The sequence below is a fragment of the Flavobacteriaceae bacterium HL-DH10 genome (assembly GCA_031826515.1).
Lineage (GTDB): Bacteria > Bacteroidota > Bacteroidia > Flavobacteriales > Flavobacteriaceae > Thalassobellus > Thalassobellus suaedae.
The window spans coordinates 528,359-547,050 of record CP134536.1 but is presented as its reverse complement, the minus strand read 5'-3'; the positions used below and the strand labels follow the sequence as shown (position 1 = coordinate 547,050).

Genomic DNA, 18,692 nt, shown 5'->3' with positions numbered 1-18,692 from the left:
GTTAGTTTTTTATCACCCTTTTTTTCTGAATAATGGGGTATTTGTTTAGGGCTAAAGCGGGTTTAAATACATAAAACTCATCGGGATTTACAGTGCCTTGTACAATGTTTTCTCCCAGCCCCCATACACCAGACAATACTATAACATTTTCAAATCCTGATTCTGGTTCAATGGTAAATCCTACTCCAGAACAGCTTTTGTCTGAACGTACCATAAGTTGAATTCCTACTGATAAGGCAATATCATGATGTTTATATCCTTTATCTTCACGATATTTTATAGCACGATTGGTATATAAAGATGCAAAACATTTTTTTACAGCTTCTAATAATTGATCTTCTCCTTTAATGTTTAAATAAGTATTGTGTTGACCAGCAAAACTAGCATCTGGAAGGTCTTCTGCTGTGGCACTACTCCGAACGGCGACTTCTTTTAAATCTTTGCCACATAAATTTATATATGACTTTTTTATTGCTTTGGAAAACGCAGACGAAAAACTTCCAATTAAAATAAGCTCACGTGCTTGCTGTCCAATAGTTTTTAAATTGGAATAATTTTTTCTATCGAGTTTAGTCAATAATTCTTTGAGCGGTTCTTCAATTTTATTGGCTTTTAAAAATTCCCAAAACGCATACGATGTGGTTGCAAATCCATTAGGAACATTAACGCCTTTTGAAGTTAATTGATTATACATTTCTCCTAAAGATGCATTTTTTCCTCCTACACTGCCAACATCTGTAATGCCAATTTCATTGAATTTTTTAATACGAGCTTTCATATTGCTTTGTTGTATTTAGAGTTTCTAAACTAGTTGTTGTATCCCTTTTTTGAAATGACCCACGTCACTATTTAATGAATGAAATAATTGGTGTAATTGACCTAGGTCATTTCTATATAGTGTGTCCTAAACTATTTTCGTGGTAGTATTAACAATTAAAAACATATGTTATGTCAGTATTAAAAGTAATTGAAGTCTTAGGGAATTCTACCGTAAGTTTTGAAGATGCCGTTAAAAATGTAGTTAATGAAGCATCAAAAAGTGTGAAAAATATTAAGTCTGTTTATATAAAGGATATGCAAGTTAACGTTGAAAACAACGAGGTTGTTCAGTATAGAATAACGACTAAAGTATGTTTTGGTATAATGGATACAGACTAGTTAGTAACAGAAGAAGATGTTCCTTAAAAGATAGACTCTCAATTTTTTGCAAACATACAGGAATATCTTCTTCTTCTTCTTCTTCTTCTTCTTCAGTTACTAAATATTTTTGATAGAGACATGTAACACACAATTTAAATTGATGTGATCTAAGTTTGCTAATATTTTAAGTTGCTTTAAAAGCTTATGATTTTTAATATCTATAGAGTGCATTGATTTTTGAATGCTGATTAGGCATAGTTTCCTTATCCAATAAATAAACAGCACCACCAGTTAAAAATGTTTTTATAGCAGCCAAATTCATCAATGAGATTGTTGTGTCGTTCTCCTCAGTTTCGGTAACACTTACAGTGTCGTTCTCAAGTTTATAACTCCCAAAAATATCTGCTAGATTTTCGCAGAATAAGGTGTCTATTTTTCCTTGAAAAGCTTTTGGTAAAATTCTTTCAATTCCAATAGCTGTTTTTCCAGTGCCTTGCACCTCTAGGAAACGTGCTATTTTATCTTTTCTTTTTTGGTCAAAAATGGGTGAGATCTTTTCCCATGCCAACTCATGTAAATCCAAAATATTAGTGACTTTTAAGTTGGTATTGATGTTTTTGTCATACAAGTTAGAGTAGGTGTTTGCCTCTTTGTAGATATCAAAAAGGTAGTCTTGTGATGCTATAATTAACGGTGTTTTTTCATCTTTTAATAATGGTTTAATTCCGTCATTTATAGCTCTAAAATAGGTTTTTATTTCATTTTTTCGTTTTCCAGTGGCGGCTTCTTGTCCATGAAAAATAGCTTGTACTGCACCTGATTGCTGAGTTCTAAATTGCAGGTTTTTGTCTTCGTAGTCATAACCTACACTATCTTGTATATTTTCGGGTATTAAATCATCAATACTAATTTCTGTTATGCTATGCTGGGTACATTCATGTAACTTGACTTTACCTATTTCTAAGTTCATTAAATAAAAGCGACCATCACCAACAAAAAGTGGCATCAATGGTTTTAAATAAAAGGCATTAGCTATATAATTGAATGCTTCAAAATAAATAGGAAGTGTGTATGTTTTAAAATAATTGTCGGCTATAAAAATAGCAAGACCATCAGATTGTTGTCGCCAAAACAAAGTATTGTCAATTAATTGTTGCACAGGTGCCGTAATGGTATTGATGGTGGTTTTATGAATTCCCTTTTTGGCTAATTTCTTTTTTACATCTTGTAGTTGTACTTTTAAGGATAAAGCATCTTTTTCTTGTAGTACTTCTTTACCTGCTCTATGTGTAGGTATAAAAATTGAAATACAATTTTCTTGATTGATTTGATGTAATTCGGCTATTTCTTTTTTAGAGAGTAAAGGCATAATATTTCGGATTTAATGAACCCTATACAGGTAATTAGTATTTACTAAAGTAGCATCAAAACAAGACTTTTAAAATGACCCACATCAGTATTGATGTATTTTAAATAATGTTATTAACGTTAATTAGTAAGTGTTTCCATTGTATTTATTGCGGCATTAATTGTTTTAGCATTTTGCTCAAAATCTTCCCATGGATTGCCTTCTGTTTTTAGGTGTTTAAAAATAGTATCAATGGTATAATATTGAGCGTTTAGGGAGGTGTTATTTAATTCATCCCAATACAAAGGCATTGCCACAGGTGCATTTTCTAAGGCTCTAATAGAATAGGGAACCACACTAGTTTGCGCATAAGAATTCCGCAGAAAATCCATATAAAGCCTGCCTTCACGTTTATCTTTTCTAATGGCTGTTGTAAATTCTGTTGGGTTATTGTTACAAATATAATTTGCAATCTGTTTTGTGAAATCGTGTACCACATCAAAATGATTACCTGCTCTTATAGGTACGGCAATATGTAAGCCCTCAGAACCTGAAGTCATAACATAGGCTTTTAGTTTTAGCGTTTCTTCTAAAAAAACACGAAGTACCTTTGCCGCTTTTACAGCTAATTGAAAATTTCCTTTTGGAGGATCTATATCAAAAATCAATTTATCAGGATAATCAATTTTGTCAGTTCTACTTAAAGCAACGTGAAACGTTAAAACATATTGATTTACAAGATATAATAAGGTGTCTTTAGAATTACATATAATATGATTAACCCAACCATCCTTTTTTTTAACTTTCATAGTTGGTATCCAATCTGGAAAATAATCTGGTGCGTTTTTTTGAAAAAAACCTGCTTCCTTTATGCCTTTAGAAAAACGTTGCATGGTTAATGGGCGATTTTTTAAATATGGAAGCATAGCATTTGCAATGTTTTCGTAATAGTGAAACACTTGTTGTTTGGTTATACCACACTTTGGGAATAGTACTTTATCCCTATTCGTTAATATTATTTTATTAATTGTTGCTTTCATTTTTTAAAAATTAAAAAAAAACAGCTTCAGTGTAATATTGAAGCTGTTTTTTAAATTAATAAATAAGACTGGAAATTAAGATATAACGCTTATGCATAAGTAGGAGAAAACTCTACTTTTATTTTGTTATTTACGTTGTAAACTCCAGGCGAAGCATAAGCTGTTTTGCGTGCTTCTTCTTTTTCAGCTAAGGAGCGTACTGTTCCTCTTAACGTTACTGTATGTCCATCTACTTCAACCGAAATATGTTTAGCATCAACATCTGCCGCGCGTTCAAACGCTTTTTTAATTTTGTTTTTTATGTCTGTTGCTTCTATATTTTGTTTTAAAGTAATATTGTTAGACACATATCTTACACCAAGTAAATCTTCAACTGCTTTTTTGGCTGCATTTCTTTGGAAGTCCCATTTAACCTCTCCAGTCAGATAAATCCAACCATCATCTACTTTAACCATTATTTTGTCATCTGGAACTGACATATTCCACTTTAAAGCATTTACAGCAGCTTTAGCTATTTCTTTATCCGATTTTTTGAAAGAATCACCATATTTTACTTCAATGTCTTCAACCACAGCTTTTACACCACTTACTTTTTTAGTGGCTTTTTCTGCAGCCATTTTTGTAGAGTAACTATCTACTACTCCAGAGAGTGTAACAACACCATTTTCTACGGCTACACCAATTTGCCTGTCATCAACATTAGATTCCCAAGCTAATTGGTCTAAAACATCTTCTCTAATTCTTGCATCTGTTTTCATTTTTTTTAAGATTTTAATTAAACAATAAATTATAATCTAAATGTATACGGATTGTAAGTGTCTGGAAATGACCTGAATCAGTCGAAATAATTTTAACATTTATTTAGGTGTCTTTTTATCTGCGACTTACTTTTTTAATGACCTAAGTCATTTTGTAATTAAGGATAGTATCTCACCTTTATAACTCGGAATTACAAATTTTCAGAATAAAAACAAATGAACACTTGCCTTTCCTAAAACAAAAATAAAAGCCTCTTGAGCTTGTGTGTTATGTTTGTTTTTCTGGATTTTGTAGAATTTAAAAAAGAAGAAGGTTAGGTGTTTTTTTAAGAACAACTACTAAAGAAATTGCCCCAAGTATAAAAGTAGATTAGTGGAAGATGTAATTGTAAGTAAATAATTGAATACGATATTAATAGGTGTGTTTAAATAGTGTTATAGAGCAAGCAGAAGGCAACGAGCTGCTTTTATTGTTGGTGGTACTCAAGCAGAAATACCAATTACACGTTATAGGTGTAGCAAGGTAGTAAACGCACTTTTGAGATTCACAACGAAAAATTACAAGATTTAAGAAAAACAACAACAACTTAAAACATATAATTATGGACACTACAGCAAATAAAAATCTAAAAGCACAATTTTTATTAGGTGCAGGATTAGACGTTTTACATTTTGAAACTAAAGAATGGTTAGAGACTATTGCATTTTGGAAAGATGAGGTCCGATTTTTTGATAATTTATTAAAGAAAAAAGTGTCTGCTGAAGCAAGTAAGCAAGAATATGCAGAGATGCTGAAGAATTTAGATAAAATCCACAAGGATCTTTTTAATGATTTTGAAGATGATATTATGTCTCACGAAAGAATGCTATCTAAATTAGAACAAGGAGAAAAAGGTCTGTCAGATGGACAATATAGAGACAAACACCATCATCTTTTAGGTAGGATGAATACTTTTAAAAGTAATTTTAATCAATTTAAAAAGATTGTTTTCGATTATGTGAAAACTATTTGAATTAAATGTAACTAGATATTGATTTAATATGAGAAAATAAAAAAATACGAACTCAAAAAGGCTATACACTATGGAACTATTAATATATGCTAGAAAATATGATCAGGCTGATGCTATCCTTAATTTTATGGATTTTTATCGTATTTTAAATATGAAACATTTAGCGAGTGATTTGCTAGATAAAGGGCTCTCCCCAAAACAAATTTCAGAGGCTGTTGTTGCTGCCATAAAAATTGCAAATGCTTCTAGAATAGAAACAAATGCACATTTTATGCCTGTTTTTAGTGGAATAAATCATAGTGTTATTGAGGACTGTAAACTCTCTCATTTGGGTTATGGTTTAGTACTTATGAATGCAGACCCAAATTTATCTGTTGTTGGCGAGTTTCAAGTAGAAGTTTTGCAACAGTATTTAGAAAATAGTTTTTAGTGTTATAAACTTTGTTTTTCGCCAAACCACCATCTGTTTTTAGATGTCTTAATTTTACTAGGTGCGTCTAATTTTATATCTAATTTTGTATTGATATAGTTCATGCCTTCTGTAACAGAATCGGTAACTAGGAATAAATCTAAATCCTTTTCCGAAATCGTTCCAAGCGCTTCCATAACTTTTGTTTGTTCTAGCAATTTAGACCAATAATCCTTACCAAATAGCACTACTGGGAAATTGTGTATTTTATTAGTTTGAAGCAGTGTTAGTGTTTCAAAAAGCTCGTCCAAAGTGCCAAACCCACCAGGGAACACAGCAAATGCATACGAGTATTTGAGTAGCAATACTTTTCTAACATAAAAATGGTTCATTGTAATATTAAAATCTAGATAAGGATTGGGTTTCTGTTCTTCGGGTAATTTTATATTACAGCCAATGGACTTGCCAGAAACATCTTTTGCACCACGATTTGCAGCTTCCATTATACCAGGTCCGCCACCTGTCATAACCGTAAATCCTTTTTTAGCAATTAGTTGTGCAAGTGCTCTTGCCTGTTGGTAATATAAGTTATGCTCTTTAAATCTGGCAGAGCCAAAAAATGTAATACACGGCTTTACATAATGTAGTTTTCTAAAGCCATGAATAAACTCAGATACTATAGAAAGCAAACTTATTAATTCCTTGAATCGGCTTCTTTTACCACCAAGAAATTGTGCTTCGCGATGATTATATTTCATTAATAAAGGATAGTTTATCAAAAATAGGAAGCGTATCTCAATTTTCAACTGATGAAGATCATTTCTGGAATTATTTTTTCATCTTATTTTGTGCATTATTATAATCTATTCAGAATTTAATAATTATGCTAGGCGACCTAAATAGCAAACAAATAGAATACGTATTGCACAGTTTAATTATTGGCAGAATAGGTTGCCATGCAGATAATAGAACCTATGTAGTGCCTATAACCTATGCTTATGACGGAAAATATATTTACGGTCATACCAAAGAAGGACTAAAAATTAAGATGATGCGAAAAAATCCTATGGTCTGTTTTGAAGTCGATGTTATGGAAAACATGAGTAATTGGAGAAGCGTAATTGCTTGGGGAAAATTTGAAGAATTAATAACGCCCGAACAGCGCAAACAAGGTATGAAAATATTGATGGATACTATAATGCCATTAATGACTGGCGAAACCACAATTAGCCATGCAATGAGCGACTCACACCAAAAATCCGTTGAAGCCATGAAAGGGGTTGTGTATAGAATTGAACTGACAAAGAAAACAGGACGGTACGAAAAGACGTAATTAATTAAAGGGTTGTTAAATTAAAAGAGTAACCTTATTAGAGAAGAGGTTTTAACTAGATGTCTAATTTACTTTAATCTTTAATTTATTAAGAAATGATTTTGTTAAAAGTAATATGTCCAACTTAATCGTTAGTAACAAACAACTTCTGATAGTAAAAAAACAATATACCTAAATAGATGAAAGTACTTGTGTTCAGCTCCAAAGATTTTGAAATTCCATATTTGGAATACGCTAATAATAAAAAACATAAGTTATTCTTTATTAAAGAAGCCTTATCATCCAAAACAGCGATGAAGGCAGTAGGCTATGATGCCATATCTATATTCTCTTCTGATGAAGCTTGTTTTGTTACTATTGAAAAGCTTAGAGATTTTGGTGTAAAATATATAACTCTTCGATCTGTTGGTTATGATAATGTGAATATAAAAACAGCAACAAAGTTAAAGATTAGAGTAGCAAATGTACCCGGATATTCGCCTAATGCAATAGCAGAACATGCTGTAGGGTTATTATTAGCACTTAATAGAAAATTAATAGAATCTAATCTAAGAGTAAAACACTTTAATTTTAATCTCAATAATCTTATTGGTTTTGATCTAAATGCCAAAACAGTTGGTATTATTGGCACTGGAAAAATAGGTGCAGTAATGACCAAAATAATGCATGGATTTGGTTGTTGTGTTTTGGGGTATGATATTGAGCAAAATGCTGAGTTAGTTACTAACTATAAGTTACGTTATACCACTCTTAAAGAACTATGTGCATTAGCTGATGTCATTTCAATACATGTGCCTTTAAATACAGATACTCATCAACTCATAAATAAAGAATTAATTTCTGAAATGAAGCAAGGTGTTATTCTTATAAATACTGCTAGAGGTGCTGTTATTAAAACGGAAGATGTTCTTGAAGGTTTAAAAAATGGAAAAATTGGCGCTTTAGGTATAGATGTGTATGAAAAGGAAAAAGGTGTTTTCTTTAGTGATCATTCTCTTAATATTCCAGATGATAATTTATTAATAGCGCTAAATGCCAGACCTAATGTGTTAATTACAGGTCATCATGCTTTTTTAACAGATGAAGCTTTAACTAATATAGCAGAAACTACAATCTATAATTTAGACTGTTGGGAAGCAGGAAAAGAGACAGAAAATGAATTAACAAAGAAAGAGAGCATAGCATAAAATTTCTAATTCAATTTTGTAATTCCACACTCAAATGAATAGGGCAGTGGTCTGATCCATAATATTGAGATAATATTTCAACTGACTTAATATTTTTAAGCAATGATTTACTCATTAAAAAATAGTCAATACGCCATCCTGTATTTAGTGCTCTGGCATTAAAACGATAACTCCAATAGGTATAAGCTACTTGATTAGGATGTAAATGTCTAAATGAATCTACAAAACCGTTGTTTATCATATGACTTATTCCATCAATTTCCGTTTGGGTATAACCAGCTGTTTTGTTATAGTTGGCTTTATCGTTTTTTAAATCCATGGGTTGATGAGCCACATTAAAATCGCCAGCAATAATTACAGGTTTTAATTTTTCTAATGTTTTTATATAAGTAAGAAAATCGATATCCCATTGCTTTCTGTAACTAAGCCTCTCAAGTTGTTGCCCAGAATTGGGAACATAAACGTTAACCAAAAAGAAATTCAGGTATTCGGCACAGATTAGTCTGCCTTCATTGTCGTGTTCTTCAATACCCATATCATTAGTTATTGCTATAGGTTTTATTTTAGAAAGTATAGCAGTGCCAGAATATCCTTTTTTAGTTGCCGAATTAATGTATACGTTGTAATTAGACATTGGTGATAAAGCTTTCAATACCTCGTTATCTTGTGCTTTAGTCTCTTGTATACAAAGTATGTCTGGTTTCATTTTATTGATATTCTCAAAAAAACCTTTTTTTATAATGGCTCTTATTCCATTTACATTCCAAGAAATAATAATCATCTTTAATATTCTATTTTTAATTCATTTTGTACGGCATAGACTCCAGGCGCATTAAAAGCTGCTTTTTGTGCGGCCTCTTTTTCTGCGATTGATCGGACTTTACCTGTTAATTTTACAGCATGATCTGTTGTTTCAACAGCAATACCTAACGCATCAATCATAGCAGAACGTTCAAAGGCTTTAGTGATTTTTTTCTTAATGTCTTTCGGATGAATAGAGGTCTGTTTAAAAGTAATATGGTTTGTTACCCCTTTTACACCAGATAAATATTCTACGGTTCGTCTTGCTGCATCTTTTTGATAAGCCCACTCTAACTCCCCTGAAAGTGTAATCCAACCATTATCTACCTCAATAATAATTTTATTGTTAGGTATCGAAGTATGCCATTCTATAGCTTTAATTGCTGAATTTGCTATTTCGGTATCAGTTTTATTAAGATTCGACATGTAGCCTATTTTAATGCCTTCGGCTATACCTTTTACACCAGCTACTTTTTTTATGGCTTTTACGATTGCAATTTTACTGGCATAAGAAAACACCGAACCAGTAAGTAATGCTACACCATCTTTAACTACCACACCAATTTTGGTTTCTTCAATATTAGGTTGAAATTCTAATTGATCTAAAATATCTTGTTTTATTTGCGCATCTGTTCTCATTGCTTGTTATTTTAAATTATACAATTATATTTAAAATTTCGGATAGAAAACAGGAATTAAAATGATGTAAAGCATATTAATACAGTATTTTAGATTTATATCTGTTGCTATTCTTTTATAAACTCAATAACCTCTATTTTTCCGTTTCTTAAAAATGTTATTGGAATCTTCTCACCTTTTTTATAGGTGTCTATTTTTTGCTTTACCAAGTCGGGGAAATCAATATCTTCAATTTTAATACCCGCAATATTTAAGATGATATCTCCACCTATAACAATCTGAATATCTTTGATGATTATAGGGATAGTACCACCTTGAAGACCAAGTTTGTTCATAATACCCTTACTAGATAAATTTATAATTAACAATCCAGATTCTTGTGGCAAATTAAGCGCCTTGGCTAAATCACCAGATATAAGTACCGATTCCATTCCTGTCCAAAAATTAGGTGATTCCATAAGTAGTTTTTGAGCTGCATTAGACGAAATAGCAAATCCAACACCAGTAAATTTTCCTAATTCACTATAAATACTACTTGTAATACCTATTATTTCACCTTTCATATTAAACATAGGACTACCAGAACTACCTTTATTGATTGCGGCATCAGTTTGTAAAAGTTCAATTTTTCTAAAACCATTGTTAAGATCTTTAGGATGATGTTTTCCACTTAAAATTCCTTTGGTTACAGAATGTTTTAGTCCAAATGGAGCGCCTATAACAAAGATGTCTTCACCTATTTGTGCATGGTCGGAATTACCAATAGTCGCTACTTTTTTCTCTTTGAGATTAAATGTATCTTTTATTTTAATGAGTGCTACATCTGCCATTGGGTTAGTAGATAATACTTCTGCTTCATAAATATCTCCATCTAAAAATTGTACACCAAGTACTTCTGCAGATTGTACGACGTGAGCTGCGGTCCAGATTAATCCGTCTTCTGAAATTAAAACACCAGACCCTTGCATAGCAGATGCAACTAATGTTTTGTGGTCTCCAGTACCTTGTGTTGTAAAGTTTAAAATTTCAATAACCACGACTGAAGATTTTACCTCATTATAAAGTTCTGCTAGGTTTTGTGCCTTTGTTGAAAATGTAATTAACAACAAGATAATGTATGGTAGTGGTTTCATTTTTATGTCTGTTATTTATGCCTTTAAAATTGTATTTGAGCAATATTTCGTTTAATGATTTGTTTTTAAATAACCCGTATAAAAGTTGGTCATAACTACATCAAAAAAATGCTATTGCTTTGTCTTTTTGTGCATCTCAAACATCACCTTGCAATTCCCAATAGGAAAAATTCCTTAAAAAAACCTCTGTTATAAACTACACTATAATCTCGTATAGCGTAACTGCTGAAAGTTTTCTATAACCCAATTTATAAAACTTGTTGTATCAACATCAGAATTTATCCAAACTGCAACAAACAATAATCCTAACCATAGTTTCTAATCTACATTATCTTTAAATAAATCTTTTAAAGCATTGCTTAACTCTTGCATATCGCGGTCAAATTCGCGTTCAAATTCTTTTTCGCTGTCTTTTGCTTTTTCATTGAATTCAATCATGTTTTCTTTAAATTTTCTAGTGCGTACATTTAATTTGTCTTTTAAAATGATATTCCTTTGTTCTAACTCATCAAGTTGTTTAGTGAATTTCTCACGCTCTTTTTTATTTGTTTTTGAAATTTTTTCACGTAAATCTTTTATCTCTTTTTCGGTATTCTCAATGGCGCTTTCTGAAGCTGTTTTAAACTTTTGCCATTCATTATTTACAGCTATTTTAATTTCTTCGGCTGTATCTTTTGCACCTTGTTTTAGGTCTTTATTAAGCTCTTTTAAGTCTTCTTTAACTTCTTTTGCATCTTGTTTAGATTTTTCCCCACAGCCTGTTAAAAGAATTCCTGCCATAAAAACGGTTATGGTTAAGAATATTATTCGTGTTTTCATGTGTTTATATTTATTGTTTTTTAAAGGTCACTTGCTGTTCGCTATTAATTATTGCCTTGGATGATAAAGCTATTAACATGCGTATTTCAAAATTTATTTTTCAGCATTTTTAATGCAAAGGGATCATATTCTATTCGATTCTGTCTTGTTACATATGCTTTGAAAGAAAATGGAAAAATTCCTTTTTTAAGTCTGCATAAATCTGTCTTTGTGTTTCCATTTTGTTTCTAAATTCAATGTGTTTTTTAACAAATGAATGGTTCAGCACGTCTTCTCCTTTTATGTCGTGATCGCTCATATTAACTTCGTGCATGGCTATATTATCCTGTAATTTGTCTATAACGGCTCCATGCATAACAAACTGGTTTTGATAATGTTCTAATTGCACCAGGAATTTTTTATCAGTCCATCGCGTTACCAATTCGCTTAGCCTATTATTAAACGATTTAAGTTCGTCTTCCCAAAAGGCAAGTTCGCTTTGCCATAACTTATGTTCAAAATGTAAATCTGAATTATAAATGATTTGTTTTTCCATGATATATTTTATTGGCTTTTGGTATATATATTACTTTATACCTGATTTTTTCTATGATAATTACTGTTCTAAAACAACAAATTGTTCTAATGCTTCCATTGCTTCGCAACCATATATTAGAGCAGGACCACCACCCATAAGTATAGCTACACTTATAGTTTCCATGATTTCTTCAGAAGTAGCTCCTGCTTTAAGAGCATCATGTATATGAAACGAGATACAGCCATCACAACGTACTGTAATAGCTATTCCAAGTGCAATAAGTTCTTTTGTTTTAGAAGGTAAAATGCCCTTTGTAATACTTGCTTCATGTAGGTCGTTAAACCCTTTCATCGTCTCAGGAATTCTAGTTCCCAATTCATCCATTAATTTGGTAAGATTGTTATATTTATTGGAATAATCTTTTAACATGACTTTGAAGTTATAAGTGATTATTTTACGTCCTTAACAAAGCTATTTTAATTAAATAATACTTAAAATGACGCAGGTCATTTCTGTAGTCTTGATTGTTTAATTCCTTTGTTCTCATAAATATTAGTGTTATGATAAAAGGAAGATATGTAATGGTGCTATTAGTACTCATTAGTGCCTTAGCTATAGAAAGTTGTGGTCCCGTGGTTCTGTCATCTAGACTTGAAACACCTCCGCCACCTTGGTTTTATCCAAATAGAGTAGAGATGGTTAGGTATGTTTACTTTCCAGAGTATAGTATTTATTATGATCTCTCGTTAAGAAACTATATTTATTTAAATAACAATGTTTGGGTACGGGTAAATGTATTGCCACCTCGATACAGAGCTATTAATTTAAACCGAAGCAGATTTGTACGGGTAAAAACCTATCGTGGTGATAATATAAGCGAATATCACAGAGAAAATAATGCTACACGTCGTCGATCAAACACAAGTAGTACAATGGGTAGAAGGAATTAGAAAATCGATATAAAATTGAATTAAAAATAACGTATCATGAAAAAAGTATTGATCTTATTACTTGTTTTGAATATTATAGCATGTGAAAATCAAAAAAAAGAGACCACGCAAGTCATAAATGATAAACAGGATACAACAATTGTTAAACCTAAAGAAACTTGGGATGTTAAAAAAGAATATGACGAGTTTGGTAATCTTATTAAGTACGATTCTATTTATTCATGGTCATACTCAAATATTGAGGGTGATTCTCTTCGGGTAAATTTAGATAGCATTATGGATTCCTTTAAAGGCTATTTTGATAAAAACGCACCTTTTAAATGGCAGGATGATTTTTCATATTTTCCAGAAAATGATTCTCTTTTTATGAGTGATTTTTTTAAGGAAGACTATTTCTTTAAAAATTGGCAAAGTCAACATTCTGAATTAGATAAAATGATAAAAAAGATGGATTCTTCCCGTAATGCTTTTTTAAAGCGTTTTCATCCAGGGCTACTAGAATCTGAGGGTGAAACTAAGTTATAATAATAAGGTTTTCTATTGTTTTTATTAAGTTTTTAAAAACCGAACCCACAAGATTAATAGATTAACGAAATCTTTGTTTTGAAATTGAAAATTACTAATCTGGATAGTAAGTATCTACCTTTTTTAAAGGTAGGTGTTTACTTAAAATATATCCTTTTCTATTTTTTTTCAATAAATAGCAGAGGTTAATACATCATATTAGGCATTAAATTAGTTGTTTTTCTGAATAGATTTGATAATTTTATTAAAAGCTATTTAGAAATGTTAGTAACCAATAAAATGGGTTATTTAATACAGAATAATTATATTTATTACATCATAAAAATGTAATTTGCTCAACCCTTTAGTTCAATAAAGAAACTGATTTCATGGCAAAAAGAAAAAGTACATCACCAAAGGCTACAACTAAAATAGTTGCATCAAATAAAAAAACAATACAAAATAAAGAAGACACATTTCTTATTGTTGGTATTGGTGCATCTGCTGGTGGTCTAGAAGCCTTTAAGACGTTTTTTTCAGAATTACCTGATGCACCAGGAATGGCTTTTGTAATTGTACAACACTTAGATCCAACGCATAAAAGTTTGATGGTAGACTTACTTAAAAAGTATACCAAAATGGAAATTAGTGAAGTCGAAGATCGTACAGAAGTCGTAAAAGATCATGTTTATATTATTCCGCCAAATAAGGATATGGCTATTTTTAATGGCATTTTGCATTTAATGGAACCTTCTTTGCCAAGGGGATTTAGAAAGCCAATCGATTTTTTTCAACGCTCATTAGCAAATGATCAGGGGGTACGTGCTGTTGGCATTATTTTGTCAGGAACAGGAACAGAAGGTACAATGGGTCTAAAAGATATTAAAGGTCATGGAGGACTAACCATTGTACAGGATCCTAAAACGGCCCAATATGATGGTATGCCTCGTAATGCTATAACCGCAGGTGTACAAGATTTTATATTACCCATAAAAGAAATCCCAAAACTGCTGATAAAATATTCTAAAAACAGGAATTTAAAACCCATAGAAAAACCATTAGAAGTTGTTAAGACTAAAGATCTATTAGAAAAAATTTTCATTTTACTACGTAATGAAACGGGATGTAATTTTGGTGATTATAAAGATAGCACAGTTATACGTCGCGTTGAAAAGCGTATGGCGATTAACCAAATAACCAAGTTTGAAGATTATATTAAATACCTCCAAAAAAATACTGAAGAAGTCCAAAAATTATTTAATGAACTACTTATTGGAGTTACCAGGTTTTTTAGAGATAAAGAGCCCTTTGAAAATTTAAAGAAAGATATTATACCAAAAATCATAGAAAAAAAATCTAATGGAGATACTATAAGAATATGGATACCAGGGTGTTCTACTGGTGAAGAAGCTTATTCTATTGCTATTATTTTTAATGAGGTTATTTCTCAACAAAAAAAGGATATAAAAGTACAGATTTTTGCTTCAGATATTGATGAAAAAGCTATTAGTATTGCACGTCTAGGTGTCTATTCCGATACTATCGTAACCGATGTTGCAAAAGACAGATTACATTCTTATTTTTATGTTGAAGGGCAAAACTATCGCATTAAAAAAGAAATACGAGACCAAATTGTTTTTGCAGAACATAATCTAATGAAGGATCCGCCATTCTCAAAATTAGATATGATTAGTTGTAGGAATTTATTAATATATCTGAATATCGAAGCACAGAAAAAGGTGTTTTCTATTTTTCATTATGCCTTAAGAGATGATGGCGTTTTGTTTTTAGGTAATTCTGAATCTCTCGGAGACTATGCTGATGCATTTGAAGTGATTGATCGCAAAAATAAATTTTTCAAACGTAAAAATCTTAAGCCCGACCAAATGCCTCAACTAGGATATAAATTTCAAGATCCTAAACCAACCATAAAAACTTCGGCTGTTCCTATGCTCAAGAAAGTTCAGCAAGATAATTTGGCCATGATTACACAGCGTCTTTTGCTAGCGAATTATGCTCCTGCTTGTACAATTATTGATAACAAAGGCGATGCCATCTATTTTTCGGGCAATACTGGAAAATATCTGCAACCTTCCCCCGGAGAAGCTAGTTTAAATATTGTAGATATGGCCAGAGAAGGTCTTAAAGCAGAGTTACGCGCTACCATTTCGAAAGCCAGAAAAAGCAAAAAGCTAGAAGAGACTACCAATATAAAAGTAAAAACAAATGGTGACTTTCAGAGTATTAAGCTTTCTGTGAGACCTTTAAATCAATCAGCAATGGATATTGATCACTTAATGATTGTTTTTGAAGACATAGATACAATTATTGAAAAGCATACTAAAGTTAAAAAAGAGGAACCAGAAAGTGTTTCTGAGGTAAACGCCTTACGGCAAGAACTTGACACCACTAAAGAATATCTCAGATCTACTATTGATCAATTAGAGGTGTCTAACGAAGAACTAAAATCTTCTAATGAAGAATTACAATCAAGTAATGAAGAATTACAAAGTACCAACGAAGAACTAGAAACCTCCAAAGAAGAACTACAGAGCGTTAATGAAGAAATTGTTACTGTAAATACAGAACTACAAGGTAAGATAGACGAACTTGCCTTAGCTTATGACGATATGAATAATTTATTAGCAAGTACAGAAATAGGAACTATTTTTCTGGATGATAAATTAAAAATTAAGCGTTTTACACCATCTATGTCTAAAATTATTAACCTAATTCAAAATGATATAGGACGTCCTTTAGAGCATTTATCTTCTAATATTAATTATGATACTCTTGTGGCTGATGTTAAAAATGTACTTGCAAAACTTACTTCATTTACCACATCTGTAAAAAGTCATGATGGTATTTGGTATCAAATGCAAATCATGCCCTATCGAACTGCACAAAATGTAATAGAAGGTGTCGTTATTACTTTTGTTGATATTACAGTAGAAAAAACACTAGCAGAAGAGTTAAATAAGATCAAAGAAAATTATGAGCATTTGCTGGAATCAACCAAGACTATTGTGTATACACAAGATAAAAATCTTATTTATACAGGTATTGCAAATATGTATCCAGAAATTAAATATAGAAATATTGAAGGAAAAGCAGATAAGGATTTCTTTACAGAAAAAGACACAAAAAAACTTGAAAAAATAAAGAAAAAAGTCCTAAAAACAGGTGAGTCAATCCGACAAACAGTTTCAATAGAAATGGGTGGCCAAATTAAGCGCTACGATTTAACGGTTAGACCTTTGTATGAAAACAAAATTATTAATGGTATAGCTTGTACTTCAACCGATGTTACAGAACTTAGAGAAGTCCAAACAGAACAGTTTATAAAGGAATAAAAAAATGTCTAAAAGCTCTGCGGAAAATAATTTACGTGCTAAGGCAGAAGCAAAAATTAGAGAAAAATCTAATGTAATAGAAAACCTTACTTTAGAGGAATCTAAATCCTTGCTTCATGAATTAGAAGTGCATCAGGTAGAGCTAGAAATGCAAAATGAAGAGTTGCGGGAAACTCAGCACAGACTAGAGGAAATACGTGATCAATACACAGACTTATTTGATTTTGCACCAATAGGCTATTTGGTATTAGATGAAAAGGCGATTATTAAAAACATCAATCTTACAGCCTGTGATTTATTGGGTATAGAACGTTCTTTTCTTATCGAAAAACCATTTTCTGCATATATTACAAATGGAGAATCACGAACATTATTTTTAAATCTGAGAAAAGCCTTTGAAACTGGGATACTGCATTCTTTTGAAATTGAGATTAAGCACAAAACCAAAGGTAGCTTTACTGCTTTACTTCAAGGAGCTATTACAAAAAATCAAAAAACGAATGATACAGTTTGCAGAGTATCATTAATAGATATTACGGAACTCAAAGAAGCCGAAATTTTACAATTACAACATAAAAGTTTACAAAAGGAAAAAGAGAAAATACAAGAATACCTTAATCTGGCACCTGTTGTTTTTCTTTTGATAGACCCTCAGTATAAGGTGCAAATGATTAATAAAAAAGGATGCGATCTTTTAAAGTGTGAAAGTTCTGAAATACTAGGAAAGCATTGGTTTGACAACTTTATTAGTTTTGTAGGCACTAATGGAGTACCGCTTTCTCATCAAAGTATTGAGAATGAAAACGGATTGCTAAATCCTTGTTTTGAAAGCTTCCTAAAATGCAGAAATGATGAATTGCGTTTAATGTTTTGGACTAACGTAACACTTTTGGACGACAATAATAAACTTATAGGAACCCTTATAGCAGGAGAAGATATTACTGAACGAAAAAAATTAGAATTAAGACAGCAAAAATATACCGAAGAGTTAGAAGAAATTGTTGAAGAGCGAACCAAAGGACTAAATGATGCATTAAAAAAGGAAAAAGTTATAAGCGAAATGAAAAGTGCCTTTGTTTCTATGGCTTCACATGAGTTTCGGACACCGCTTACTAGTGTTCTATCTTCAGCAATTTTAATTAATAAATATAACGAGTTAAAACAATATGATAAAGTAGGACCGCATGTACAACGTATTGAATCTTCCGTAAATCAGCTAACGAGTATACTAGAAGACTTTCTTTCTATGGAAAAGCTTGAACGTGGAATTGTTACAACTAGTAAAGAAACTTTCGATTTAGAAGCATTCATTATTGATATAATTGAAGAATTTAGTTGGATGCTAAAAGAGAAACAAAAAATTAATTACGTTCAAAAAAGTCCTATAGAGGTTTTTGTAGATAAAAAGATTTTGCGAAATGTGCTGTTAAATCTAATTTCTAATGCTACAAAATATTCAAAAACCGATGTGCAAATTAGAACTTATGTAAATAATGCTGTTTTGCATATAGAAATTGAAGATAAAGGTATTGGTATACCTGAAAAAGAACAAGAGTATCTTTTTGCAAAATTCTTTAGAGCAAAAAATGCTGTCAATATTCAAGGAACAGGACTTGGTTTAAGTATTGTAAAACACTACGTCAAACTAATTAATAGTACAATTTCTTTTACTAGTAAACTTGGTGAAGGTAGTACCTTTAAATTAACACTTCCTTTGCATTCCTAAATTTGAATTGTGTATCTGAAAA

The 18,692-nt window shown here is 31.3% G+C and carries 20 protein-coding genes; 9 read left to right on the top strand and 11 right to left on the bottom strand.

The features are described from left to right. Position 1 precedes the first annotated feature (1 nt). Entirely contained in the window at positions 2–778 is a 777-nt protein-coding gene (locus RHP49_02345; GenBank protein ID WNH13101.1) for a PEP/pyruvate-binding domain-containing protein, read from the bottom strand. 170 nt (positions 779–948) lie between these two features. On the opposite strand from RHP49_02345, the gene RHP49_02340 reads away from it, so the two are divergent. After that, positions 949–1,158 (top strand): dodecin family protein, encoded by a 210-nt coding sequence (locus RHP49_02340; protein WNH13100.1) that lies wholly within the window; start codon positions 949–951, stop codon positions 1,156–1,158. Between the two features lie 193 nt (positions 1,159–1,351). Here the strand turns inward: RHP49_02340 and RHP49_02335 are convergent, their stop codons facing one another. The 3 genes from RHP49_02335 to RHP49_02325 form a co-directional block, all read right to left on the bottom strand. Next, positions 1,352–2,509 carry a hypothetical protein gene (locus tag RHP49_02335; GenBank protein WNH13099.1) on the bottom strand — a complete coding sequence of 386 codons (1,158 nt, stop codon included), beginning with the start codon at positions 2,507–2,509 and terminating at the stop codon, positions 1,352–1,354. Positions 2,510–2,628: 119 nt separating this feature from the next. Further along, positions 2,629–3,528: a non-homologous end-joining DNA ligase gene (gene ligD, locus RHP49_02330; GenBank protein WNH13098.1), complete on the bottom strand. Its 900-nt coding sequence runs from the start codon at positions 3,526–3,528 to the stop codon at positions 2,629–2,631. A gap of 89 nt (positions 3,529–3,617) precedes the next feature. After that, positions 3,618–4,286 carry a BON domain-containing protein gene (locus tag RHP49_02325; protein ID WNH13097.1) on the bottom strand — a complete coding sequence of 223 codons (669 nt, stop codon included), beginning with the start codon at positions 4,284–4,286 and terminating at the stop codon, positions 3,618–3,620. Positions 4,287–4,888: 602 nt separating this feature from the next. Here RHP49_02325 and RHP49_02320 point away from each other — a divergent pair. Continuing rightward, a complete protein-coding gene (locus tag RHP49_02320; GenBank protein WNH13096.1) occupies positions 4,889–5,299 on the top strand; it encodes a hypothetical protein in 411 nt (136 codons plus the stop codon). 70 nt (positions 5,300–5,369) lie between these two features. Then, positions 5,370–5,729 (top strand): hypothetical protein, encoded by a 360-nt coding sequence (locus RHP49_02315; GenBank protein ID WNH13095.1) that lies wholly within the window; start codon positions 5,370–5,372, stop codon positions 5,727–5,729. A 2-nt stretch (positions 5,730–5,731) separates the two neighbouring features. On the opposite strand, the gene RHP49_02310 is transcribed toward RHP49_02315, so the two are convergent. Beyond that, on the bottom strand, positions 5,732–6,466 hold the full coding sequence (locus tag RHP49_02310; GenBank protein ID WNH13094.1) for a TIGR00730 family Rossman fold protein: 735 nt from the start codon (positions 6,464–6,466) through the stop codon (positions 5,732–5,734). Positions 6,467–6,591: 125 nt separating this feature from the next. On the opposite strand from RHP49_02310, the gene RHP49_02305 reads away from it, so the two are divergent. Together RHP49_02305 and RHP49_02300 are read left to right on the top strand one after the other, a co-directional pair. Further along, entirely contained in the window at positions 6,592–7,041 is a 450-nt protein-coding gene (locus tag RHP49_02305; protein WNH13093.1) for a pyridoxamine 5'-phosphate oxidase family protein, read from the top strand. A 179-nt stretch (positions 7,042–7,220) separates the two neighbouring features. Beyond that, positions 7,221–8,228 carry a 2-hydroxyacid dehydrogenase gene (locus tag RHP49_02300; protein ID WNH13092.1) on the top strand — a complete coding sequence of 336 codons (1,008 nt, stop codon included), beginning with the start codon at positions 7,221–7,223 and terminating at the stop codon, positions 8,226–8,228. Between the two features lie 10 nt (positions 8,229–8,238). On the opposite strand, the gene RHP49_02295 is transcribed toward RHP49_02300, so the two are convergent. The 6 genes from RHP49_02295 to RHP49_02270 form a co-directional block, all read right to left on the bottom strand. Continuing rightward, positions 8,239–9,009: an exodeoxyribonuclease III gene (locus RHP49_02295; protein WNH13091.1), complete on the bottom strand. Its 771-nt coding sequence runs from the start codon at positions 9,007–9,009 to the stop codon at positions 8,239–8,241. A 2-nt stretch (positions 9,010–9,011) separates the two neighbouring features. Beyond that, on the bottom strand, positions 9,012–9,668 hold the full coding sequence (locus RHP49_02290; GenBank protein WNH13090.1) for a BON domain-containing protein: 657 nt from the start codon (positions 9,666–9,668) through the stop codon (positions 9,012–9,014). 107 nt (positions 9,669–9,775) lie between these two features. After that, positions 9,776–10,801, bottom strand: a complete 1,026-nt coding sequence (locus RHP49_02285) for a trypsin-like peptidase domain-containing protein (protein ID WNH13089.1) — start codon at positions 10,799–10,801, stop codon at positions 9,776–9,778. A gap of 318 nt (positions 10,802–11,119) precedes the next feature. Then, positions 11,120–11,620, bottom strand: a complete 501-nt coding sequence (locus RHP49_02280; GenBank protein ID WNH13088.1) for a hypothetical protein — start codon at positions 11,618–11,620, stop codon at positions 11,120–11,122. A 148-nt stretch (positions 11,621–11,768) separates the two neighbouring features. Continuing rightward, entirely contained in the window at positions 11,769–12,155 is a 387-nt protein-coding gene (locus RHP49_02275; protein WNH13087.1) for a hypothetical protein, read from the bottom strand. 60 nt (positions 12,156–12,215) lie between these two features. Continuing rightward, positions 12,216–12,566: a carboxymuconolactone decarboxylase family protein gene (locus RHP49_02270; GenBank protein ID WNH13086.1), complete on the bottom strand. Its 351-nt coding sequence runs from the start codon at positions 12,564–12,566 to the stop codon at positions 12,216–12,218. Between the two features lie 131 nt (positions 12,567–12,697). Between RHP49_02270 and RHP49_02265 the strand changes: the two genes are divergently transcribed. The 4 genes from RHP49_02265 (at position 12,698) to RHP49_02250 (ending at position 18,670) form a co-directional block, all read left to right on the top strand. Further along, positions 12,698–13,087, top strand: a complete 390-nt coding sequence (locus RHP49_02265; GenBank protein WNH13085.1) for a hypothetical protein — start codon at positions 12,698–12,700, stop codon at positions 13,085–13,087. 36 nt (positions 13,088–13,123) lie between these two features. Next, positions 13,124–13,612, top strand: a complete 489-nt coding sequence (locus tag RHP49_02260; GenBank protein WNH13084.1) for a hypothetical protein — start codon at positions 13,124–13,126, stop codon at positions 13,610–13,612. A 368-nt stretch (positions 13,613–13,980) separates the two neighbouring features. Then, a complete protein-coding gene (locus tag RHP49_02255; GenBank protein WNH13083.1) occupies positions 13,981–16,944 on the top strand; it encodes a CheR family methyltransferase in 2,964 nt (987 codons plus the stop codon). A 4-nt stretch (positions 16,945–16,948) separates the two neighbouring features. Beyond that, complete coding sequence (locus RHP49_02250) at positions 16,949–18,670, top strand: PAS domain-containing sensor histidine kinase (protein ID WNH13082.1); 1,722 nt, start codon at positions 16,949–16,951, stop codon at positions 18,668–18,670. Positions 18,671–18,692: the final 22 nt, after the last annotated feature.